General features: G+C 65.2%; 26 protein-coding genes. 15 read left to right on the top strand and 11 right to left on the bottom strand.

The features are described 5' to 3' along the window. Positions 1-15: 15 nt before the first annotated feature. The 8 genes from ACTZWT_RS01165 to ACTZWT_RS01130 all read right to left on the bottom strand — a co-directional run bounded on the left by ACTZWT_RS01165 (position 16) and on the right by ACTZWT_RS01130 (position 5,855). Complete coding sequence (locus ACTZWT_RS01165) at positions 16-1,293, bottom strand: AAA family ATPase (RefSeq protein ID WP_444767889.1); 1,278 nt, start codon at positions 1,291-1,293, stop codon at positions 16-18. Beyond that, entirely contained in the window at positions 1,290-2,018 is a 729-nt protein-coding gene (locus ACTZWT_RS01160; protein ID WP_444767888.1) for a CpaD family pilus assembly protein, read from the bottom strand. The genes ACTZWT_RS01165 and ACTZWT_RS01160 overlap by 4 nt, the downstream gene beginning before the upstream one ends. 19 nt (positions 2,019-2,037) lie before the next feature. Then, positions 2,038-3,480 carry a type II and III secretion system protein family protein gene (locus tag ACTZWT_RS01155; protein WP_444767887.1) on the bottom strand — a complete coding sequence of 481 codons (1,443 nt, stop codon included), beginning with the start codon at positions 3,478-3,480 and terminating at the stop codon, positions 2,038-2,040. A gap of 13 nt (positions 3,481-3,493) precedes the next feature. Continuing rightward, a complete protein-coding gene (cpaB, locus tag ACTZWT_RS01150; protein ID WP_444767886.1) occupies positions 3,494-4,288 on the bottom strand; it encodes a Flp pilus assembly protein CpaB in 795 nt (264 codons plus the stop codon). 124 nt (positions 4,289-4,412) lie between these two features. Beyond that, a complete protein-coding gene (locus tag ACTZWT_RS01145; RefSeq protein WP_444767885.1) occupies positions 4,413-4,937 on the bottom strand; it encodes an A24 family peptidase in 525 nt (174 codons plus the stop codon). A 108-nt stretch (positions 4,938-5,045) separates the two neighbouring features. Beyond that, positions 5,046-5,180: a hypothetical protein gene (locus tag ACTZWT_RS01140; protein ID WP_444767884.1), complete on the bottom strand. Its 135-nt coding sequence runs from the start codon at positions 5,178-5,180 to the stop codon at positions 5,046-5,048. Positions 5,181-5,276: 96 nt separating this feature from the next. Next, positions 5,277-5,441 (bottom strand): Flp family type IVb pilin, encoded by a 165-nt coding sequence (locus ACTZWT_RS01135; RefSeq protein ID WP_444767883.1) that lies wholly within the window; start codon positions 5,439-5,441, stop codon positions 5,277-5,279. A gap of 129 nt (positions 5,442-5,570) precedes the next feature. After that, positions 5,571-5,855: a hypothetical protein gene (locus ACTZWT_RS01130; RefSeq protein WP_444768478.1), complete on the bottom strand. Its 285-nt coding sequence runs from the start codon at positions 5,853-5,855 to the stop codon at positions 5,571-5,573. Between ACTZWT_RS01130 and ACTZWT_RS01125 the strand changes: the two genes are divergently transcribed. The 3 genes from ACTZWT_RS01125 (at position 5,815) to ACTZWT_RS01115 (ending at position 7,719) form a co-directional block, all read left to right on the top strand. Beyond that, positions 5,815-6,309, top strand: coding sequence for a pilus assembly protein N-terminal domain-containing protein (locus ACTZWT_RS01125; RefSeq protein ID WP_444767882.1), 495 nt, complete (start codon positions 5,815-5,817; stop codon positions 6,307-6,309). The two genes, ACTZWT_RS01130 and ACTZWT_RS01125, sit on opposite strands and share 41 nt — an antisense overlap. Before the next feature lie 237 nt (positions 6,310-6,546). Further along, entirely contained in the window at positions 6,547-7,095 is a 549-nt protein-coding gene (locus ACTZWT_RS01120; RefSeq protein ID WP_444767881.1) for a TadE/TadG family type IV pilus assembly protein, read from the top strand. A gap of 9 nt (positions 7,096-7,104) precedes the next feature. Continuing rightward, positions 7,105-7,719: a TadE/TadG family type IV pilus assembly protein gene (locus ACTZWT_RS01115; RefSeq protein ID WP_444767880.1), complete on the top strand. Its 615-nt coding sequence runs from the start codon at positions 7,105-7,107 to the stop codon at positions 7,717-7,719. Between the two features lie 512 nt (positions 7,720-8,231). Here ACTZWT_RS01115 and ACTZWT_RS01110 read toward each other — a convergent pair. The 3 genes from ACTZWT_RS01110 to ACTZWT_RS01100 all read right to left on the bottom strand — a co-directional run bounded on the left by ACTZWT_RS01110 (position 8,232) and on the right by ACTZWT_RS01100 (position 10,494). Then, the gene (locus ACTZWT_RS01110; protein WP_011440687.1) at positions 8,232-8,444 is read right to left on the bottom strand and encodes a cold-shock protein; all 213 of its coding nucleotides are present in this window, start codon (positions 8,442-8,444) and stop codon (positions 8,232-8,234) included. Positions 8,445-8,721: 277 nt separating this feature from the next. Then, on the bottom strand, positions 8,722-9,006 hold the full coding sequence (gene infA, locus ACTZWT_RS01105; RefSeq protein ID WP_119856567.1) for a translation initiation factor IF-1: 285 nt from the start codon (positions 9,004-9,006) through the stop codon (positions 8,722-8,724). 24 nt (positions 9,007-9,030) lie between these two features. Further along, a complete protein-coding gene (locus ACTZWT_RS01100; RefSeq protein ID WP_444767879.1) occupies positions 9,031-10,494 on the bottom strand; it encodes a DEAD/DEAH box helicase in 1,464 nt (487 codons plus the stop codon). 500 nt (positions 10,495-10,994) lie between these two features. Between ACTZWT_RS01100 and urtA the strand changes: the two genes are divergently transcribed. The 12 genes from urtA to ureC all read left to right on the top strand — a co-directional run bounded on the left by urtA (position 10,995) and on the right by ureC (position 22,085). Beyond that, entirely contained in the window at positions 10,995-12,317 is a 1,323-nt protein-coding gene (gene urtA, locus ACTZWT_RS01095; RefSeq protein ID WP_444767878.1) for an urea ABC transporter substrate-binding protein, read from the top strand. Positions 12,318-12,484: 167 nt separating this feature from the next. Next, positions 12,485-14,086 carry an urea ABC transporter permease subunit UrtB gene (gene urtB / locus ACTZWT_RS01090; protein ID WP_444768441.1) on the top strand — a complete coding sequence of 534 codons (1,602 nt, stop codon included), beginning with the start codon at positions 12,485-12,487 and terminating at the stop codon, positions 14,084-14,086. Between the two features lie 253 nt (positions 14,087-14,339). Next, on the top strand, positions 14,340-15,533 hold the full coding sequence (urtC, locus tag ACTZWT_RS01085; RefSeq protein ID WP_444767877.1) for an urea ABC transporter permease subunit UrtC: 1,194 nt from the start codon (positions 14,340-14,342) through the stop codon (positions 15,531-15,533). Beyond that, positions 15,530-16,294, top strand: coding sequence for an urea ABC transporter ATP-binding protein UrtD (urtD, locus tag ACTZWT_RS01080; RefSeq protein WP_444767876.1), 765 nt, complete (start codon positions 15,530-15,532; stop codon positions 16,292-16,294). The genes urtC and urtD overlap by 4 nt, the downstream gene beginning before the upstream one ends. A 1-nt stretch (position 16,295) precedes the next feature. Then, the gene (gene urtE / locus ACTZWT_RS01075; RefSeq protein ID WP_444767875.1) at positions 16,296-16,991 is read left to right on the top strand and encodes an urea ABC transporter ATP-binding subunit UrtE; all 696 of its coding nucleotides are present in this window, start codon (positions 16,296-16,298) and stop codon (positions 16,989-16,991) included. 423 nt (positions 16,992-17,414) lie between these two features. After that, entirely contained in the window at positions 17,415-18,254 is an 840-nt protein-coding gene (locus tag ACTZWT_RS01070) for an urease accessory protein UreD (RefSeq protein WP_444767874.1), read from the top strand. A gap of 47 nt (positions 18,255-18,301) precedes the next feature. Further along, entirely contained in the window at positions 18,302-18,604 is a 303-nt protein-coding gene (locus ACTZWT_RS01065) for an urease subunit gamma (protein WP_011440696.1), read from the top strand. Between the two features lie 6 nt (positions 18,605-18,610). Continuing rightward, positions 18,611-19,096 carry a DMP19 family protein gene (locus ACTZWT_RS01060; RefSeq protein WP_444767873.1) on the top strand — a complete coding sequence of 162 codons (486 nt, stop codon included), beginning with the start codon at positions 18,611-18,613 and terminating at the stop codon, positions 19,094-19,096. Further along, positions 19,083-19,388 carry an urease subunit beta gene (locus tag ACTZWT_RS01055; RefSeq protein ID WP_444767872.1) on the top strand — a complete coding sequence of 102 codons (306 nt, stop codon included), beginning with the start codon at positions 19,083-19,085 and terminating at the stop codon, positions 19,386-19,388. The genes ACTZWT_RS01060 and ACTZWT_RS01055 overlap by 14 nt, the downstream gene beginning before the upstream one ends. After that, positions 19,388-19,810: a hypothetical protein gene (locus ACTZWT_RS01050; RefSeq protein ID WP_444767871.1), complete on the top strand. Its 423-nt coding sequence runs from the start codon at positions 19,388-19,390 to the stop codon at positions 19,808-19,810. Before ACTZWT_RS01055 ends, ACTZWT_RS01050 begins: the two co-directional genes overlap by 1 nt. A 29-nt stretch (positions 19,811-19,839) precedes the next feature. Continuing rightward, positions 19,840-20,376 (top strand): HD domain-containing protein, encoded by a 537-nt coding sequence (locus ACTZWT_RS01045; RefSeq protein ID WP_444767870.1) that lies wholly within the window; start codon positions 19,840-19,842, stop codon positions 20,374-20,376. Further along, positions 20,373-22,085, top strand: a complete 1,713-nt coding sequence (ureC, locus tag ACTZWT_RS01040) for an urease subunit alpha (protein WP_444767869.1) — start codon at positions 20,373-20,375, stop codon at positions 22,083-22,085. The genes ACTZWT_RS01045 and ureC overlap by 4 nt, the downstream gene beginning before the upstream one ends. Positions 22,086-22,230 lie beyond the last annotated feature (145 nt).

Here is a 22,230-nt window from a genome sequence, read left to right as displayed (position 1 = left end):
ACTCCGATGGGCGACTTATCTGGCCCGCAGCTTCTCCAGAATCGGCGACAGGAATCCGCCCTTCGGCTTCTTGGCTTCGCCGCGTCCCGTCAGCCGCTGGGCGATCTGCAGGAACATCTCCGTGGTCTTGTGGCTCGCCGCGATCTCGGCGATCATCTGCCCGTTGTTGGCGGCGGCGCCGAACATCTGCGGGTCGAACGGGATCGAGACGATCGGCGGGCTCTCGATCGCCTTGGCGAATTCGCCGGAATTGATCTCCGGCCGCTTCGGCACGCCGACCTGGTTCAGGCAGTACAGCGGCGGCCGGTCGTTCGGGCGCGACGCCTTCAGCAGGTCGTACAGGTTCTTGGTGTTGCGCAGATTGGCGAGGTCCGGCGTCGCGACGATCAGGATGTCGTCGGCGTTGATCAGCGCCCGCTTGGTCCAGCCGGTCCATTGATGCGGTACGTCGAGCACGATGCAGGGCATCGTCGAGCGCAGCGTATCGAAGATCGTGTCGAACGCTTCGGTGCCGAAATCGTAGACCCGGTCCAGCGTCGCCGGCGCGGCCAGCAGGCTGAGATGGTCGGTGCATTTCGACAGCAGGCGGTCGACGAAGGCGGTGTCGACACGGTCCGGCGAGAACACCGCCTCGGCGATGCCCTGCGGCGGGTCCTGGTTGTAGTCGAGCCCGGCGGTGCCGAAGGCGAGGTCGAGATCGGCGACCACGGAGTCGAGCGCGAGATCGCGCGCGATCGCCCAGGCGACGTTGTGCGCGATGGTCGAGGCGCCGACGCCGCCCTTGGCGCCGACCACGGCGATGATGCGGCCGACCGCCTTGGCCTCCGGCGCGGAGAACAGGTTGCAGATCGAACGCACGACGTCGATCGGCTCGACCGGCGTGATGGCGTAGTCGCTGACGCCGCGTCGCACCAGTTCGCGATACAGCGTGACGTCGTTGACCTTGCCGATCACGATGACGCGGGTGCCGGGATCGCACACGGTGGCGAGCTGATCGAGGCCGGCGAGCACGTCGTTGCGCGGGTCGGTCTCCAGGATGATGACGTTGGGCGTCGGCGCCGAGCGATACGCCTCGATCGCAGCGATCATGCCGCCCATCTGGATCTTCAGATGCGCCTTGGCGAGGCGGCGGTCTTCGCCGGCGGCCTGCACCGCCGCGGCGGTGTCGACCGACTCGCAGAAGGCCTGGACCGAGACCCGGGGCGCCGGCGCGATGTGCTCGTCCGGTGCCGCGGCGCCGGTCGGCGCGCCGTCCGCAAGCTCGTCCTGGTTCTGGCGTCCGTAGCTGATCATGGTCCGACGTTGCTCACTTGGGCCTTCGCGGTGGCTTCGGGCTTGGTGGTCCGGTAGGTCTCGAAGGTGACGCCGCGGCGCGCCGTGTAGGGCGGTGTCTCCGGCCGCGGCTGCACCAGATCCGACGGATTATCCACCATGGCGGCGAGGTTGCGCTGATTGGCGCAGCCGAAATTCCAGTACGGCTTGTTCTCCAGATAGCCCTTGTTCTTGATCGACGGGCCGATGTCCTCGGGCCACAGCCCGCACGGGCCGGCGACCGCGGCGACCTTCGGATAGAGCAGGCGGATCGCCGCGAAGGCGCGCTGATCGGCGGGGTGATAGGACTTGACGATGACGCCGCGCGCCGGCACGCCGCCGGCGACCAGCAGCGACTGGATCTCGCGCATCGTCTCGCCCGCGGCGCGGGCGTTCGGGGTGCCGGAGGGCACTTCGGCGATGATCGAGCCGGTGCCTTCGCGCAGCCAGTCGCGGCCGAATGCGACGACGTCGGCGCGCTGGGGCGTGGTCAGGCCGCCGCGGCCGTTGCCGACGAACACCACGACGCTGCGATCCGCTTCCTGGATCGCGATCGGGTGGCGCTGCCGGTAGTCGTTGGGAATGCTCGCGGTGACCTCGTCGTTGGCGCTGGTGTGGGTGCATGCGCCCATAGACAGCGATACGGCGATCAGAGCGGCCCCATAGGCGAGGCCGCGGATGGCACGGGCGGGTGTCCTGGATGTCATCGTCCTGTCCTCGTCCCGCTCAGTCGGTGATGAAGCCGAACCGGCCCCGGTAGGTCTGGCTCTGGCCGGTGCGGCCGGGGACGCCGTAGATCTTGTTGATGCTGCCGAGCAGATCGGACTGCGGATCGGAGGCGTCGGCGAAGCCGTCGTCGGGCCGCGACAGATCCTTCGGCGCCACGGCGCGCACCACATAGGGCGTCACCAGAACCATCAGTTCGGTCTGGCGGTTGATGTAGTCGCGGCTGCGGAACAGCGTGCCGAGGATCGGCAGCTGGGTCATGCCCGGCAGGCCGTTGATCGCCTGCTTGGTCTGTTCCTGGATCAGGCCGGCCATCGCCAGCGAGCCGCCCGAGGGAATTTCCACCGTGCTGTCGACCCGGCGCGTCTTGATCGAGGGCACCGCCAGGCCGCTGATGGTGATCGAATTGTCGCTCGAGACCTCGGAGACCTCGGTCGCCACTTTCAGGCTGATCCGGCCCTCGGTCAGCACCACCGGCGTGAAGTTGAGCAGCACGCCGAATTTCTTGAAGGTCACCGAGGGGGTGCAGAGGCTGGCCGTACAGGTCACGCCGCTGGGCACCGGAAATTCGCCGCCGGCGAGGAAGCTCGCCGGTTCGCCGGAGATCGCGGTCAGGTTCGGCTCGGCCAGCGTCCGCACCACGCCGGCGCTTTCCATCGCCTTCAGCGTCGCCGTGATCGACGGCCCGTTGCCGAACGACGTCGTCAGGGCGTTGCCCGAGACCAGCGCCGAGCCGGACTGGGTGAACGGGTTGGTGTTGGTGAAATTCACCACCGAGGTGCCGTAGCTCAGATTGGCGGTCAGATCGACGCCGAGCTGCTTGATGACGTCGCGCTGCACTTCGGCGACGGTGATCTTCAGCATCACCTGGTCGCGACCGCGGATCGCGATGTTGTTGACCACCTTGCTCGCATCGCCGGCGAGCCGCGCGGCGAGGTCGGCGGCCTGCTGCGCCTCGATCGGCGTCGCCACCGAGCCCATCAGGATCACGCCGTCGCCGAGGCCCTCGACGTGGATGTCGGCATTCGGGATCGACTGCCGCAGCGCGGTGCGGATGCCGTTGAGATCGCGGGTCACCGCGATGTCGTAGGCGGCGATCTGCTGGCCGGTGGAGTCGAAGAACACGATGTTGGTCTGGCCGACCGCGGCGCCGATGATGTAGGCGCGCTGCGCCGACCGCACCACGGCGTTCGCGATCTTCGGATCGGCGACCAGCACGTCCTTGATGTCGCGCGGCAGGTCGATCACCACCGATTTGCCGATGCCGAGCGCGAGCGGCCGCGCGTTCAGTCCGGAGCCGCCCGTCTGCGCCGCGGTCGCGCGATAGTCGCTGGCCTTCACCGGCGTCCAGGTCGGCAGCAGCGTCAGCGCGACGACGGCGGAAAGCGCCATCGCCGTGCCTTTCAGCGTCCGGATGAATCGGTGATTGGTGCCGCAGCTCATATCCGTCCCCTGATCACTTCGGCGTCGACGTCGGCGTGGAAACGCCGAACCGCACGACGTTGATGCTGTCCCGCTTGCCGCCGATCTCTTCGGTCTGGGCCGGGGCGTTGGCGTCGGCGAGGCTGCGCAGCGCCAGCGACAGGGTGCCGCTCTGCCGCGCGCGCGCCAGGAATTCCGCCTGATCGGGCTTCAGTTCGAGCGTCGCGGTCTTGCCGACCACGACCTTCTGGCCGTTCTTTTCCTCGACGGTCTGGTCGATCGCGAGAATGCGCACGTTGCTGAGGATGATCTCGGAGTTGACGACGTCGCCGCCCTTCCGGTCGGGATTCTGGTCGCGCTTCGACAGGATGACGTCGACGCGATCGTTCGGCAGGATGAAGCCGCCGGCGCCGGTCTCCGGCGAGATTTCCGTCGAGATCGCGCGCATCCCGGTCGGCAGGATCGCGGCCATGAATCCGGAGCCGTTCGACTTCACCAGTTTCTGCTCGCGGATCGGCTCGCCGGCGATGAAGGGCGAGCGCGCGATCGAGCCGGCCAGTTGAATGCTGGCATCCGGGCGTTCGTTGCGAAGAATGAAATTGGAGCTGGCGGTGGCGGCCGGCCAGGTCTGCCACTGCACGTCCTCGGGGCCGACCGGCTGGCCGAGCGGAATGTCGGACTTCGCGACCAGCACCTCGACCGTCGCGAGTTGCGCGACGGGCGCGGCCGGGCCGGCGGTCTCCTGTCCGCCGATGCCGCTCGCCAGATAGGCGGCGACGGCGCCGGCGCTGACAGCAATGACAAGAACGACGATGCGCGCGGTATTCATACGCTTTACTTCCCGGGTAACTCGGCGACGGACCACGCCGCAGTACCGGGAGTTGACCAGCTAATCGTCAAGGCATGGTTAATGAGGCGTATCTAAATCGCGTTAACGAGAACTTTCTGCGCCATCAGGGCAGCGCGAACCGGGCGAGATCCACCGCGCGGATCCAGTCGGTCTGCGGATACACCGCGAGCGCGCCGATCGCGAGCGCGATGCCGTAGGGGATGCCGGTCTCCTTGGCGTGAAGTCGTAGCAGCCAGCTCTGGCCGGCGAGCGGATAGGGCAGCGGCCACTGCCGGAAGCTCAGCAGCAGCAACGTCAGCGCGCCGCCGAACAGCGAGGCGTAGAGCAGAAAATCCATCAGATGGTCGAACCCGAACCACAGCGCCGCCGCCGCCGCGACCTTGGCGTCGCCGCCGCCGATCCAGCCCATCGCGAAGCATCCGAACGCGACCGCCAGCACCGCCATGCCGGCGCCGAGATGCAGGCCGAAGGCGGCGAGGCTCATTCCCGACATCGGCGCGAGCACCAGGAAGCCCGCCACCAGCAGCAGCGAGACGCGATTGGAAATCGTCATCGTGAACAGGTCGCTGGCCGCGGCGAACGCCATCAGCGCGGGGAACAGCAGCAGGCGGAGAAGGTCAGCGATCATGATCGGGTCTCGCCGAAGGGCCGGGCAAAGGCGGCCGCAACGCCGCCGCGACACGCGCGGGTCAGCCTAGCGCGCAGAAGTGAATGATCGGAAAACGACGGCGGCCGCTCACCAGACCGCGGCGATCCGCACCGCGATCGCGAGGATGCCGAGCGCCAGCGCCGCGCACACCGCCTGCAGGGCCGCGACGTCGCGGATTGCGGGGTGGGCCTTGTCGGCTGCTGCCGGATCGAACCGATTCATGTCACGCAAACTCGATCGCCGTCGACCGGCAGGGAGGTCGGGAAATAAAAAAGGCCCCGGCACGCCGGAGCCTTTCTTGGAGAACCCGGCGGCCGCTTACTTGAGCTGGGTGTTGATGCTCGTGAAGGCGGTGTTCAGCTTGGTGCCCATGCCGTTGATCACGGCGATGATGGCCAGCGCGATGCCGGCGGCGATCAGGCCGTATTCGATCGCGGTGGCGCCGGATTCGTCCTTAACGAAACGAGCGAAAATGGTCTTCATTGTGGAGCTCCATGTACGTGGCTGTCGAACTAGCTTTGGTCTTTCCGGCGTTCTCAGCACCGCGACCATGGCGTTACCCTAGGATCGGGAAATTGCAGCGCAGTTAATTCGATTGCAGAAACACGCGTTTTACGGCCACTTCTTGGGTACGGTAAATGCCGGATTAAACTGATGAAAAGTCGATCGATCGCGGCAACGGACTACCCATCCTGATTGCATTTGCACCGCGGCCGCGTCGTATTCGGACACACTGTCGCGAATTCGATGCAACGCGTTTGCGGTTCGTTCATCAATTAACGGCACCTTCGCCATGTCGGGCGCCGGCCCGCTGCGTATCTGCTTTTGCCGGCTCGTTGATGTCCCGGAGTACAGTATGTCGACCAGCTCCTCGCGCCGGATGCGCGCAGCGCTCATGATGTCTTCTTTCGTGTTCGGTCTGATGTCTTTGTCCGCCGTGTCGGCGGGCACCGAAGACACCATTTCGGTCAATGTCGATCAGGCCAAGCTGATCAGGCTCCCGCAGAACATCTCGACGCTGGTGGTCGGCAATCCGCTGATCGCCGACGTCGCGCTGCAGCCCGGCGGCATGGTCGTCGTCACCGGCAAGGGCTACGGCGCCACCAATGTGATCGCGATGGACCGCAAGGGGACGGTGATCGCCGACCGGCTGATCCAGGTCGCGGGTCCGATGGACAATGTGGTGACGGTGTATCGCGGCGTCAGCCGCGAATCCTACAGCTGCATGCCGGCGTGCCAGCGCCGCATCACGCTCGGCGATTCCGAAGCGTATTTCAAATCCACCCTCGAACAGGCCGGACGATTCAACGAGCAGGCGACCGGCGCCGGGGCGGGTCCCAAAGCAGACTGAGCCGAGCCGGGCCATCACTCAGGCAGATCGATGGCGACGCTGCAATAGAGAGTGGATCGCCGGCTGCGACCGCACAGGCCGCCGTCGCGCCGCCAAGAACCGCGGCGTTGCGTGCGTCGTGGTTAATCCTGCCCTAACGGCGCGGTCGATTTTGTTCCGATCCGGCGAAACACTTCCACAATCAGTTTCGACTAACGTACCTCGCAGTCCAGTCCGTCCGATTCCGAGAGTCCGTCGATGATGTCGTTACTGATTTCGCGCGCAGCGGCGCGGGCGCGGCGGTTCGGTCGCAATCGCCGTGGATCGGCGGCGATCGAATTCGCGATGGTCGCGCCGGTCTTCATCGGACTGCTGTTCGCGATCATCGAAACAGCCTTCGTCTTCCTCGCCGGCCAGTCGCTCGAGACCGCGGTGCAGGACTCGGCGCGTTTGATCCTCACCGGCCAGGCCCAGACGGCGTCCTTTTCCCAGGGAAAGTTCAAGACTGAGGTTTGCACCCGGCTCAAGGCGCTGTTCACCTGCGACGGTATCTATGTCGACGTGCAGAGCTATGGCAGCGACTTCTCGACGGTGAAGATCACCACGCCGATCGATCCCAAGACCAAGGCCTTCATCGACAACATGCAGTACAGTCCCGGCAATGCCGGCGACATCGTGGTGGTGCGGGCGTTCTACCAGTGGCCGCTGTTCGTCACCGGGCTCGGCTGGAACAGCGCCAATCTTGCCGGTAGCAAGCGGCTGCTGAGTGCGACCGCGGCGTTCCGCAACGAGCCTTACAGCAAATAGGATCGACCGATGGATGCGCTGGTGAAGATCTGGGTCGATGCGCGCCGCTGCGGCGGGCGGCTGGCGAAGGACCGCAGCGGAATCGCGGCGACCGAATTCGCCTTCATCGTCCCGCTGATGCTGCTGATGTTCTTCGCCACCGTCGAGCTCTCGGCGGGGATCGCGATCGACCGCAAGGTGACGCTGGTGTCGCGCACGCTGTCGGATCTGGTGTCGCAGGCGACCAAGGTGACCGACAGCGACCTCCAGAACGTGTTCGCCGCGAGCTACGGCGTGCTAACGCCGTACCCGACCAACACCGCGACCGCGACGATCTCCGAGGTCTACGTCAACAATGCCGGCGTCGCGAAAGTGCAGTGGAGCAAGGCCGCGACCGTCGTGCAGACCGACAACGGCGCCACCGCGACGCTCACCACGTCGAGCCGCAAGAAAGGCGACACGATCACCATCCCGAACGGGCTCAAGGTCGCGAACACTTATCTGATCCTGAGCGAGGTCACCTACAAATACGAACCGGCCGTCGGTTACTTCGTCCCGAAGTTCGACCTCGACGATGAGTCCTACACGCGGCCGCGGCAATCGACCTGCGTGCTGTACGACACTTCGAGCTGCCCGACGTTCTGAGCCGGTCGGCGCCTTCGAGACGCCCGGCTCCGCCGGGCTCCTCAGCGTCCGACCGAAAATGCGGCCAATGAAATCAGGCACTGTCGTTTCAACTCGTCATGCCCGGCCTTGTGCCGGGCATCCACGTCTTGCAGCGGAAGCCGCGAGTAAGGCGTGGATGGCCGGGACGAGCCCGGCCATGACGGAGTAATTGCGAAGTGAACGGCTTTCAAACGCGGCTGGATTTAGCGGCCTGCGGATTCGCTCGGACTCTCAGGATGACGAGTCAGTGCATTTGGCGAGGGCTGGTTCAATTCGATCAATCGATGAAACGCCAGCTGCAATCCGGCTGAATTTGAAGCTGCTGAAATTGAAGCCTCTGAAATTGAAGCCAGCGAGATTCAAGCTACCTAAATTCAGCCCCTGAAACTGGAAAGGCCGCACGGGGGTGCGGCCGTCACACAATTGAAGTCGCTGAAATTGAAAAGGCCGCGCTGTGGCGCGGCCTCGGTATCTTCGTCCGGACGTTCTGCTTAGCTCGCAGCGCGCAGATTGTCGGCCGACGATTTGCCAGAACGGCGATCGGCGACGATTTCGTAGCTGATCTTCTGGCCTTCACGCAGCGTGCCGAGGCCCGCGCGCTCGACAGCGCTGATGTGAACGAACACGTCGTTGCCGCCATCATCCGGCTGGATGAAGCCGTAGCCCTTGGTCGCGTTGAACCACTTCACGGTTCCCATGCTCACGGGGGTAGTCCCTTCTCAATATAGACAGTCGGAGCCCATCTGATGACCAGACGGGCTGGTGAGATCGAATTTTGGAAGGGTCGTCAGCGTCTGAACCGGCTATACCGGTAGTAGCTAATGTCGTCCGGCCGAAAATCGATTAACCGATATTATGCGAAGCCTGCGCTCAAAACAATCCTGACATGCGCGATTTTTTGATGCGGCAGTTTATCATCGTCGGCGGATGCGCTTTGCCGGGGCCGGCAAAGCGCCTGTCGTGCGAGCTTCGGGCCGCGACCTAGCGGCGCCGGAACTGACCACGCGGCGGGCCGCCGCGCGGCGCGCCGGTGCCGCCCGGACGCTCGTCCTTGTGGCGGAAGATCAGCCGGCCCTTCTCCAGATCGTAGGGCGACATCTCGATCGTGACCCGGTCGCCGGCCAGCGTCTTGATGCGGTTCTTCTTCATTTTGCCTGCGGTGTAGGCAACGATCTCGTGTCCGGCGTCCAGCTGGACACGATACCGCGCGTCGGGAAGGATTTCGGTCACCAGTCCTTCGAACTGGATCAGCTCTTCTTTAGCCATCGTGATCTCCAGATCGGTGCTTGATCAGCGTTGCGGGCGTTGATTGGTGGTCTTGGCGGGGCGATCATTTTTGCGCTGCATAAATGCGACGCCCTGCAGGCCTTCGGCCTGGCCGCCGTGCTGGGGCCGTGCCGCCGGCTCGTGCCGTGCCGCGTCCGGATGGCGTCCGGCGTTCGGTCCGCCGGCGCGCCGCGGGCGGCGCGGATCCTTCGATCCGGGAGCGGCGTCGCCGCCGCGGGCACCATGCGGCGCCGCGCCGTTGCGCTGGCCGCCGCTGCGCTGTTGGCCGTTGCGCTGTCCGCCGCGCTGCGGCGCGGTCGACGGTGCGGGCTTCGCGCCCGGGGTGCGATGGTCTTCCTTCGGCAGCGCGATCCGGATCAGCTTCTCGATGTCGCGCAGATAGCCGGTCTCTTCGCCGCCGGAGCACAGCGAGATCGCGGTGCCCTCGGCGCCGGCGCGCGCGGTGCGGCCGATGCGGTGCACGTAGGTCTCGGGAATGTTCGGCAGGTCGAAATTGACCACATGGCTGACGCCGTCGACGTCGATGCCGCGGGCGGCGATGTCGGTGGCGACCAGCGTGCGCAGTTCGCCGGTGCGGAACGCCGCGAGCACGCGCTCACGATAGTTCTGCGACTTGTTGCCGTGGATCGCGTCGGCGGCGATGCCGGCGCGCTGCAGGCCCTTCACCACCTTGTCGGCGCCGTGCTTGGTGCGCGTGAACACCAGCGCCTGATTGACGCCGTCCTGCTGCAGGATGGTGGCGAGCATCGCCGGCTTGGCGGAGTGATCGAGATGGATCACGCGCTGGTTGATGCGCTCGACCGTGGAGGCCACCGGCGTCACCGCGACGCGGGCCGGATCGCGCAGCATCTGCTCGGCGAGATCGGCGATGTCCTTCGGCATTGTGGCCGAGAAGAACAGCGTCTGGCGCTTGATCGGGAGTTTCGCGACGATCTTCCGGATGTCGTTGATGAAGCCCATGTCGAGCATGCGGTCGGCTTCGTCGAGCACCAGGAATTCGACCTGGCCGAGACGCAACGCGTTGCTCTGCACGAGGTCGAGCAGGCGGCCGGGGGTTGCGACCAGCACTTCCACGCCCTGCATCAGGGAGCGGACCTGGCGGCCCATCGGCACGCCGCCGATCGCCAGCGTCGCGCTGAGGCGGATGTGACGGCCATAGGCATTGAAGCTGTCGAGGATCTGCCCGGAGAGTTCGCGGGTCGGGCTCAGCACCAGGACGCGGCAGTTCTTCGGCTGCGGCTTGATGCGGTCCGCGAGGATGCGGTGCAGGATCGGCAGCGCGAACGAGGCGGTCTTGCCGGTGCCGGTCTGGGCGATGCCGACGACATCGCGGCCGGCGAGGGCGAGAGGAATGGTCTGCGCCTGGATCGGCGTCGGGACGGTGTAATTTTCTTCCTGAAGCGCACGGGAGATGGGATCGGCGAGGCCGAAATCCTGAAACGAGGTCAAAAGATTGGTTCTTTCCATGGTGAAAGCAAGCGCCCGACGGCTTTGGTCGGGTGCGCGCACAAACCGGGACGCTCGCGTGTTTGGAGCGTCGGCTCTAATCGGCTGAAAGACGAGCCAGAAGCCGAACTCCGATATCGAATTGTCCGATATCGAGAACACGGGGATCAGAACACGCGGCTCGCGGCGACCTGATGATTCTCAAGGTCTTGCAAAACATATGGAACATCAAAGCGGCGCTTTCAAGGTCGAATCGTACGTCAGCGGCAGGCAGTTGCCGAACAGAATTTAGTCAGACTGCCGTTCGTGCACACGATGTGGGCTGAGTGGTCAATGTCCCGGCAGATTTTCTGCGCATTGTTTAGGCAACGTGATCCCGGCGGTTTTCGGGCGAGGCGCTTTCCGAAGTCTTATCAATTCCTTAATGGCATCACCGGGCATGGCACGCTTCTTGCGATTCTGTCGCCGCAGACGGCCGTGGGGCCGGGGCAAACCATTCTGCGTCAGGGAGATAATACCGCATGCGTATTGGATCAAAGCATCATCAGGCGACGTCGATCAGCCGGCGCACCTGGCTGGCGGCCGCCGCCGGTCTGGCTGTCGGCCTGTCGACCTTCGCCCCCGCCAGGGCCGCTGACGATACCATCAAGGTCGGCGTTCTGCACTCTTTGTCCGGCACCATGGCGATCAGCGAAACCACGCTGAAGGACACCGTGCTGTTCCTGATCGACGAGCAGAACAAGAAGGGCGGCGTGCTCGGCAAGAAGCTCGAGGCGGTGGTGGTCGATCCGGCGTCGAACTGGCCGCTGTTCGCCGAGAAGGCCCGTGAACTGATCACCAAGGACAAGGTTTCGGTGGTGTTCGGCTGCTGGACCTCGGTGTCGCGCAAGTCGGTGCTGCCGGTGTTCAAGGAGCTGAACTCGATCCTGTTCTATCCGGTGCAGTACGAAGGCGAGGAGAGCGAGCGCAACGTGTTCTACACCGGCGCGGCGCCGAACCAGCAGGCGATCCCGGCGGTGGATTATCTCGCCAAGGAAGAGAAGGTGCAGCGCTGGGTGCTGGCCGGCACCGATTACGTCTATCCGCGCACCACGAACAAGATTCTGGAAGCCTACTTGAAGTCGAAAGGCGTCAAGCAGGAAGACATCATGATCAACTACACGCCGTTTGGTCACAGCGACTGGCAGACCATCGTCGCCGACATCAAGAAGTTCGGCTCGGCCGGCAAGAAGACCGCCGTGGTGTCGACCATCAATGGCGACGCCAACGTGCCGTTCTACAAGGAGCTCGGCAACCAGGGCATCAAGGCCACCGACATTCCGGTGGTGGCGTTCTCGGTCGGCGAAGAAGAGCTCGCGGGCATCGACACCAAGCCGCTGCTCGGCCATCTCGCCGCGTGGAACTACTTCCAGTCGATCAAGGACCCGGAGAACGAGAAGTTCATCAAGGCCTGGCAGGCCTACACCAAGAACCCCAAGCGCGTGACCAACGACCCGATGGAAGCCACCGTGATCGGCTTCAACATGTGGGTGAAGGCGGTCGAGAAGGCCGGCACCGTCGACGCCGACAAGGTGATCGACACGCTGCCCGGCACCAAGGCGCCGAACCTGACCGGCGGCACCTCGGAAATGCTGCCGAACCACCACATCACCAAGCCGGTGTTCATCGGCGAGATCAAGGGCGACGGCCAGTTCGACGTGGTCTGGAAGACCCCCGGCCTGGTGCCCGGCGACGCCTGGTCGAAGGAGCTCGACGGCTCCAAGGACCTGATCGGCGACTGGGTGACGCTGAAATGCGGCAACTACAACACCGTGACTAAGAAGTGCGGCGGCCAAGGCACTTGATCAGGCACCTGATAGCGCGCCCGATCACTCGCTGACACCAACAGGAAAGGGCGGCGACGCCGGTCGCGCGCCGCCCCTTCCACCTTTCGACGCGACACGTTCACGATGCTCCGCACCTTCATCCTTGCCGGGATATTTCAGTGCCGTTGATCCGCCTGTTGCGACCATTGCTGTCGCGCATCCTATTCGCCGCCGTCGCGCTCGCCTTTCTCCATCTTGCGTCCCAGCCGGCGCTGGCCGGCCCCTATGAGGACGCCGTCGCGCAGTTCGCCGCGGGCTCGTTCTCCGACACCGAGGAAGCGATCGGCAAGCTGGTCGCGAGCGGCAATCCGCGCGCCGCCACCATCATCGTCGCGCTGCAGGACGGACGATTGTTCGCCGACACCGACGCCAAGACCGTGTTCATCAAGGCCGGGGACGGCACGATCAGCAATGCGGTGACCGGCGAGGCCGTCGCCGCGCTGCCGGACAAGGCCGAGGCGGTCCGCCTCAACAACAAGCTGCGCCGCGCCGTTTCCGGCGCGATGGCCGGGCTGACGCTGCTGTCGCCGGATCTGAACAAGCGCATCCAGGCGGCGCAGTCGGTGTTCAAGACCCATGACGAGACCATGCTGCCGACCGTCGAGACGGCGCTGAAGGCGGAGAAGAACGCCGCCGCCCGGCAGGCCTTCGCCGAGGCCCGCGCGTCGATCCTGCTGTTCAAAACGGATGCTTCCGACGTCGACAAGCTCGACGCCATCGCCACCCTCAAGGCGCGCGGCGATCAGGAGGCGATGGCGCTCCTGACCGGCGTGCCGGGCGAGCAGAGCGCCGCGGTGGCGAGCGGCATCGCATCCGCCAAGGCCGCGATCGAGCGCAATCTGGCGCTGTGGTCGATGGTGCAGAACGCCTGGTACGGCCTCTCGCTCGGCTCGGTGCTGCTGCTGGCCGCGATCGGGCTCGCCATCACCTTCGGGGTGATGGGCGTCATCAACATGGCGCATGGCGAGATGGTGATGCTCGGCGCCTACACCACCTTCGTGGTGCAGGAGACCATCCGCACCTCCTATCCGGCGCTGTTCGACTATTCGCTGCTGATCGCGGTGCCGATGGCCTTCCTGGTTGCGGGGGCGATCGGCGTGCTGATCGAGCGCAGCGTGATCCGCTTCCTCTACGGTCGCCCGCTGGAGACGCTGCTGGCGACCTGGGGCCTGTCGCTGATCCTGCAGCAGGCGGTGCGCACGCTGTTCGGCCCGACCAACCGCGAGGTCGGCAATCCGTCCTGGATGAGCGGCGCGTTCGAGCTCGGCCAGATCACCATCACCTACAACCGGCTGTGGATCCTGTGCTTCACCCTCGCGGTGTTCGTGATCCTCTTGGCGATGCTGCGCTACACCGCGCTCGGCCTGGAGATGCGCGCGGTGACGCAGAACCGCCGGATGGCGGCGTCGATGGGCATCGCCACCTCGCGGGTCGACGCGCTGACCTTCGGCTTGGGCTCCGGCATCGCCGGCATCGCCGGCGTGGCGCTGTCGCAGATCGACAACGTCAGTCCGAATTTGGGCCAGAGCTACATCATCGACTCTTTCATGGTGGTGGTGTTCGGCGGCGTCGGCAATCTGTGGGGCACGCTGGTCGGCGCCTTCACGCTCGGCATCGCCAACAAGTTTCTCGAGCCGGTCGCCGGCGCCGTGCTGGCCAAGATCGCCATCCTGGTGCTGATCATCCTGTTCATCCAGAAACGCCCCCGCGGCCTGTTCGCACTCAAGGGCAGGGCGGTGGAGGCATGAGGATGATTGTTGCGCACCGCCTTCGCTCCACGTCGCAGCCTGACTCCCTCTCCCGCTTGCGGGAGAGGGCTGGGGTGACGGCACTTGCCACAAGCGCAGTGCCTGCGGACCCCCACCCCCGACCCCTCCCCGCAACGGGGAGGGGAGCGCGCCGTGCTCGGCGTGACTCCACGTTGCTTCACGGCACAGCCGTCATCCTGAGGTGCCCGCGCGCAGCGCGGGCCTCGAAGGATGACCGCCGCGGAGGCCGCGCATGACCCCCCACATCCTCACCCGCTCGCTCAATCGCAGCGCGACGATCTTCCTGCTGGTGCTCGCCGCGGTCGGCGTGCTGCTGCCGCTGTCGAACCTGCTGCTGCCGGAGGGCTCGTTCCTTCACGTGCCGACCTATCTGATCTCGCTGTTCGGCAAATATGTCTGCTACGCTATCCTCGCGCTCTCGATCGACCTGATCTGGGGCTATTGCGGCATTCTCTCGCTCGGCCACGGCGCGTTCTTCGCGCTCGGCGGCTACGCGATGGGGATGTATCTGATGCGCCAGATCGGCGACCGCGGCGTCTATGCCAATCCGGTGCTGCCGGACTTCATGGTGTTCCTGAACTACAAGGAACTGCCATGGTACTGGTACGGCTTCGACATGTTCTGGTTCGCCGCGCTGATGGTGCTGGTGGTGCCCGGCCTGCTGGCGTTCTGTTTCGGCTGGCTGGCGTTCCGCTCGCGCGTCACCGGCGTGTATCTGTCGATCATCACGCAGGCGATGACCTACGCGTTGCTGCTGGCGTTCTTCCGCAACGATTTCGGTTTCGGCGGCAACAACGGCCTCACCGACTTCAAGGACATTCTCGGCTTCAACGTCCAGGCCGAGGGCACCCGCGCCGCGCTGTTCGTGCTGAGCTGCCTGGCGCTCGGCATCGGCTTCCTGATCTGCCGGGCGGTGGTGACGTCCAAGCTCGGCAAGGTGCTGATCGCGATCCGCGATGCCGAGAGCCGCACCCGGTTCCTCGGCTACCGCGTCGAATCCTACAAGCTGTTCGTGTTCACGCTGTCGGCCTGCATGGCCGGCGTCGCCGGCGCGCTCTACGTGCCGCAAGTGGGGATCATCAATCCGGGCGAATTCGCCCCGGCGAATTCGATCGAGGCGGTGATCTGGGTCGCGGTCGGCGGCCGCGGCACGCTGGTCGGCGCTGCGCTCGGCGCCATCGTCGTCAACTACGCCAAGACCGTGTTCACCTCCGGGCCGCTGGCGCCGTACTGGCTGTTCATGCTCGGCGCGCTGTTCGTGCTGGTGACGCTGCTGCTGCCGAAGGGCATCATCGGCACCTTCAACGCCTGGTGGGAGGCGCGCAAGGAGCGCGGACAAGCGCAGCGCGACAGCGCGATCGCCGCCGCGGCCGAAAGTGCCGCGCGAGAAGACGGCGTGATCGAACCGACCATGGTGAAGCGATGAGCCTCTTGGAAACCCGCACCACCTCGGCGATGCTGTATCTCGACGGCGTCCACGTCTCGTTCGACGGCTTCCACGCGATCAACAATCTGTCGCTGACGCTGGAGCCCGGCGAGATGCGCGCCATCATCGGCCCGAACGGCGCCGGCAAGACCACGATGATGGACATCATCACCGGCAAGACCAGGCCCGACAGAGGCGAGGTGGTGTTCGACGGCACGGTCGATCTGACCAAGCTCGACGAGACCCGGATCGCCACGCTCGGCATCGGCCGCAAATTCCAGAAGCCGACGGTGTTCGAAAGCCAGACCATCGAGGACAATTTGCTGCTCGCGCTGAATGTCGATCACCGCGTCCGCGGCACGCTGTTCTGGCGGCGCAGCGAGCCGGAGAGCAAGCGGATCGACCGCGTGCTGGAGATCATCAAGCTCGGCGACGCGCGCGACCGGCTCGCCGGCTCGCTGTCGCACGGCCAGAAGCAATGGCTCGAAATCGGCATGCTGCTGGCGCAGGATCCGAAATTGCTGTTGGTCGACGAGCCGGTCGCCGGCATGACCGACGTCGAGACCCATCAGACCGCCGAACTGCTGAAAGAGATCAACAGCCACGACAAGACCGTCGTGGTGGTCGAGCACGACATGACCTTCGTCCGCGAACTCGGCGTCAAGGTGACGTGTTTGCACGAGGGAACCGTGCTGGCGGAGGGCAGCATCGACGACGTCTCCGCGAACGAGCGCGTCGTCGAAGTGTATCTGGGGCGGTGAAATGCTGAACGTCGACAACATCAGCCTGTATTACGGCGCGGCGCAGGCACTCCGCGGGGTGTCGATCGCGGCCGAACCCGGCAAGGTCACCTGCGTGCTCGGCCGCAACGGCGTCGGCAAGACGAGTTTGCTGCGCGCGATGGTCGGCCAGCAGCCGATCGCTTCCGGGTCGATCACCTTCGACGGCGCCGACATCTCGCAGCTCAAGCCCTACGAGCGGGCGCGGCGCGGCATCTCGCTGGTGCCGCAGGGCCGCGAGATCTTTCCGCTGCTCACCGTCGAAGAAAATCTCAAGACCGGCTATGCGCCGCTGAAGCGCGCCGACAAGTCGATCCCCGACGACGTGTTCTCGCTGTTTCCGGTGCTGAATTCGATGCTCGGCCGGCGCGGCGGCGACCTCTCCGGCGGGCAACAACAGCAATTGGCGATCGGCCGCGCGCTGGTGATGCGGCCCAAACTCCTCTTGCTCGACGAGCCGACCGAGGGCATCCAGCCGTCGATCATCAAGGACATCGGTCGGGCGATTTCCTATTTGCGCAGCCTCGGCAACATCGCCATTGTGCTGGTCGAGCAATATCTCGATTTCGCCTGCGAGCTCGGCGACAGCTTTGCGGTGATGGATCGCGGCGCAGTGAAATACACCTGCGACCGCGCCAATCTCGACCCCGCCGAGATCAGCCGGCAGATGGCGTTGTAGGACGACTTTGACTCATCAGCTCCGGCATAACCACGCGCGCCCCTCTTCACCTCTCCCCGCGCGCGGGGAGAGGTCAATCGGCGTCGCTCAGCGATGCCGATCGGGTGAGGGGGCGCCTCCGCATAGCCGAGAGTCCGTGACGCGCGTCGCCCCTCACCCCACCCCTCTCCCCGCAAAAGCGGGGCGAGGGAGCGCGCCGTGCGTGCGGCGAACTCATCGATCGATCGGAAGCGCCATCTTCACCTCTCCCCGCGCGCGGGGAGAGGTCGACTGGCTTTGCGTAGCAAAGCCGGTCGGGTGAGGGGGCGCCTCCACGATGCCGAGCTTCTGCGACTCGCGGAGACGCCCCCTCACCCCACCCCTCTCCCCGCAAGCGGGGAGAGGGAGCGCGCCGCCGTTGGGGCGATGCCGCGGATCCACCATATGATCCCGGTCGATACCAGTGCGGCCGACTCCGCGGTGTTCGCCGGCAACCGCGCGCAGGGCGCGGTGCGGTTCGACGTCCGCGCCGTCGACGGCGCCACCCGGCGCGGACAGCTGCACGAATCCGGCTCGCTGCGCGTTCGTTTCCCGTCGCCCGAGCAGCAGGGCCTCTCGGCCGTGCTGGTCAACACCGCCGGCGGTGTCGCCGGCGGCGATCGCTTCGGCATCGACATCGCGGTGGGCGAGGGCGCGCGGCTGACGCTGACCACCGCCGCCGCCGAGAAGGTCTATCGCTCGCACGGCCCGGCCGCACAGATCGACATCGCATTGCAGGTCGCCGAGGGCGGCCATCTGTCGTGGCTGCCGCAGGAGACCATCCTGTTCGATCAGGCCCGGGTCGAGCGCCGGATCGATATCGATCTCGCAAGCGGCGCCTCGCTGCTGCTATGCGAATCCGTGATCTTCGGCCGCTCGGCGATGGGCGAGACGATGCGCAGCGGCCGCTTCCTCGACCGTTGGCGGTTGCGTGTCGGCGGCAAGCTCGTGTACGCCGAAACCGTGCGGCTCGACGGCGAGATCGGCGCGCTTCTGCGGCGGCCGGCGGTGGCGAAGGGCGGCGTCGCGATCGGCACCGCGCTGATCGCGCCGGGCGACGCCGCGCTGGTCGAGCGGCTGCGCGAGGACGCCGAATCCTTCGGTGCAGAGGTCGGCATCACCGCCTGGAATGGAATTGCAATGGCGCGGTTCTGCGCCCAAGATGCCGCCAGGCTGCGCGCCGACATGATGGCGGTGCTGCGCCGCGCCGCCGGCCGCGCGCTGCCGCGGCTGTGGTTGAGTTAGTATCGTTCGCTTCGCTCAAAGACCTCTGCAATCGATCGAGTGCCTGCATGAATCTCTCCCCCCGCGAAAAGGACAAGCTGCTGGTCTCGATGGCGGCGATGGTGGCGCGCCGCAGGCTGGAGCGCGGCGTCAAGCTCAACCATCCCGAGGCGATCGCGCTGATCTCCGATTTCATCGTCGAAGGCGCCCGCGACGGCCGCACCGTCGCCGAGCTGATGCAGGCCGGCGCGGAAGTCATCACCCGCGAGCAGTGCATGGACGGCATCGCCGAGATGATCCACGACATCCAGGTCGAGGCGACGTTCCCGGACGGCACCAAGCTCGTCACCGTGCACCAGCCGATCAGGTGAGGGGCCGTGGCGATCGACGCATCATCGGCCGGACATTCCCTCGCCGAACTGCATGGAGAGTATCTGTACGACTCGGGGCTGGAGCCTGACCTTCAGGGCGCCCAGCGCATCTTCGTCATGCTGTGGCGATTTCAGGCAGAGCTCTACAATGGTGGTGTCTGGCAATTCTTCACCAACTCGACCGGCGAATATACGCCCTACATTTGCGACGCATTGAGAGAGGTCGACGCGATCGAGTTGGCCGAGACCATGGATGACGCAATCGCTGCATCACGTCCGGGCACGGCGTGGCATTCTGCGGCGACGCAATCCGTGATCTTGAACCGTGCGCCAGCCGAGGTGCGCGATCAGGTTTACGCCTTCGACGATCGGCTGAATCCGAACCTCGATGAACTCTCGGTGAAGCTCTACGAGTACGTCGACCGGCATCGCGATCAGTTCGATGTCAGCGAGCAATTCTGGGAAGAGGGAAGTCGCGATGATCCCCGGTGAACTGTTGATCGAAGACGGCGAGATCGAACTCAATGCCGGCCGCGCCACGGTGACGCTGAGCGTCGCCAACACCGGCGACCGGCCGATCCAGGTCGGCTCGCATTATCATTTCTTCGAAACCAATCCGGCGCTGCGTTTCGACCGCGACAGCGCCCGCGGCATGCGGCTCGACATCGCGGCCGGCACCGCGGTCCGCTTCGAGCCCGGCCAGACCCGCGACGTGCAACTCGTGGCATTGGCCGGCAAGCGCGTCGTCTACGGCTTCCGCGGCGACGTGATGGGGAAATTGTGATGAGTTCGCAGCCATCGGCTCTGCTTCTTGAAGAATACAAGAGCTGTCGTCAGCTTCTCGCGGACGACATCAAATGGATGGATCAGTTGGAGATATACACGGTTGGAGCCGTGGCGGCGGTATATGTCTTTATGTTTACTTTGAAAGCAAACGAATTCACAACATGGGTTGCGTTAGTCCCTCCGACGATCTGCATGGCGGCAGCGCTGAGGACGGTTGCGATTGATCGTACCATCAGAGTTATCAACGACTATCTAGAAAACATCGAGAAGCTACATCCGGAGATTGGATACACCACTTTCTACCGAAAAACTCGAAGTCCGACAATGAGGCACTCGCGCCAGTATGTCTGGACGTTGCTGATAGCAGCGACTTGTGGTGGCTATATCTATGTAAGAGTTAAAGGTCCGTTTTGGCTCTGATGTGTTCTGCAAGCGGTTTGGGTGAAGCGATGACCGACCTCGTGCTGGTCTCCCGCGCCGCCGATTTCGCCGCGCGGTGCCATGCCGGACAGCGGCGCAAGGGTTCGGCGAAGGAGCCCTACGTCAATCACGTCGCCGAAGTCGCCGAGCTGCTGGCGGTGGCGACCGATGGCTCCGACGCCGCGCTGGTCGCCGCCGGCTGGCTGCACGACACCATCGAGGATTCCGGCACGACGCGCGACGAACTGATCGAGCAGTTCGGCGACGACGTCGCCGCGCTGGTGATCGAATGCACCGACGACAAGACGCTGCCGAAGGCCGAGCGCAAGCGGCTGCAGGTCGAGCACGCGCCGCATCTGAGCGGTCGCGCCCGGATGGTCAAGGTCGCCGACAAGATCAGCAATCTGCGCTCGCTGATCTTCTCGCCGCCCGACGATTGGGAGCGCGAGCGGCTGGTCGACTATCTCGATTGGGCCGACCAGGTCGTCGCCGGCTGCCGCGGCGTCAACGCTTATCTCGAACGCATCTACGACGAAACCGCCTCGTCCGGGAGGGCCGTGTTGTGAGCACCAGAATTTCGCGTTCCGTCTATGCCGACATGTTCGGCCCGACCACCGGCGATCGCGTCCGGCTCGCCGATACCGATCTGATCATCGAGGTCGAGAAGGACTTCACCACCTATGGCGAAGAGGTGAAGTTCGGCGGCGGCAAGGTGATCCGCGACGGCATGGGGCAGTCGCAGGTGACCAACAAGGACGGCGCCGCCGACACGGTGATCACCAACGCGCTGATCGTCGACCACTGGGGCATCGTCAAGGCCGACGTCGCGATCAGGGCCGGCACGATCAGCGCGATCGGCAAGGCCGGCAATCCGGACATCCAGCCCGGCGTCGATATCATCATCGGCCCGGGCACCGATATTATAGCCGGCGAGGGCAAGATCCTCACCGCCGGCGGCTTCGACGCCCACATCCACTTCATCTGCCCGCAGCAGATCGAACACGCGCTGATGAGCGGCGTGACGACGATGCTCGGCGGCGGCACCGGCCCGTCGCACGGCACCTTCGCGACGACGTGCACGCCGGGGCCGTGGCACATCGGCCGGATGATTCAGTCGTTCGATGCCTTCCCGGTCAATCTCGGCATTTCCGGCAAGGGCAACGCGGCGCTGCCCGGCGCGCTGATCGAGATGGTCGAGGGCGGCGCCTGCGCGCTGAAGCTGCACGAGGACTGGGGCACGACGCCGGCGGCGATCGACAATTGCCTCACCGTCGCCGACGATCACGACGTCCAGGTGATGATCCATTCCGACACGCTGAACGAGAGTGGCTTCGTCGAGGACACCATCAAGGCGTTCAAGGGCCGCACCATCCACGCCTTCCACACCGAAGGCGCCGGCGGCGGCCATGCGCCGGATATCATCAAGGTCGCCGGGCTGGAGAACGTGCTGCCGTCCTCGACCAATCCGACGCGGCCATTCACCCGCAACACCATCGACGAGCATCTCGACATGCTGATGGTGTGCCATCATCTCGATCCGTCGATCGCCGAAGATCTGGCGTTCGCCGAGAGCCGCATCCGCAAGGAGACGATCGCGGCGGAGGATATTCTTCACGATCTCGGCGCGCTGTCGATGATGTCGTCGGATAGTCAGGCGATGGGCCGGCTCGGCGAAGTCATCATCCGCACCTGGCAGACCGCCGACAAGATGAAGAAGCAGCGCGGAAGCCTGCCGCAGGACTCGTCGCGCAACGATAATTTCCGCGTCAAGCGCTATATCTCGAAGTACACCATCAACCCGTCGATCGCGCATGGCGTGTCGAAGCTGATCGGCTCGGTCGAGACCGGCAAGATGGCCGATCTGGTGCTGTGGTCGCCGGCGTTCTTCGGCGTCAAGCCGGATTGCATCATCAAGGCGGGCATGATCGTGGCGGCGCCGATGGGCGATCCCAACGCCTCGATCCCGACGCCGCAGCCGGTGCACTACCAGCCGATGTTCGGCGCCTATGGCCGCGCGCTGACGGCGTCGTCGGTGGTGTTCACCTCGCAGGCCGCCGCCGCCGGTCCTCTCGCGCGCGACCTCGGCATCGCCAAGGCGTTGTATCCGGTCAGCAATGTCCGCGGCGGCATCTCGAAGAAGAGCATGATCCACAACGACGCCACGCCGAACATCGAGGTCGATCCCGAAACCTACGAAGTCCGCGCCGACGGCGAACTCCTGACCTGCGCCCCCGCCGACGTGCTGCCGATGGCGCAGCGCTACTTCATGTACTGACGGCGGCGTCCGAACTGCCGCAGCGCCGCCCGCGCGGGCGGCCCGGCGAAAAAATCCGGAAAGCAGTTGTCGGCCCGGCGGTCCACGCTTCGTCATTGAAGCAGACGAACCGCTGGAGCAGCTCTGGTTTTGAGGGAATCACCGC

Origin of the sequence: Rhodopseudomonas sp. NSM, from assembly GCF_052445935.1 — a bacterium.
In the GTDB taxonomy this organism is placed as follows: Bacteria; Pseudomonadota; Alphaproteobacteria; order Rhizobiales; family Xanthobacteraceae; genus Rhodopseudomonas.
This window is presented reverse-complemented; position numbering and strand designations above follow the sequence as displayed.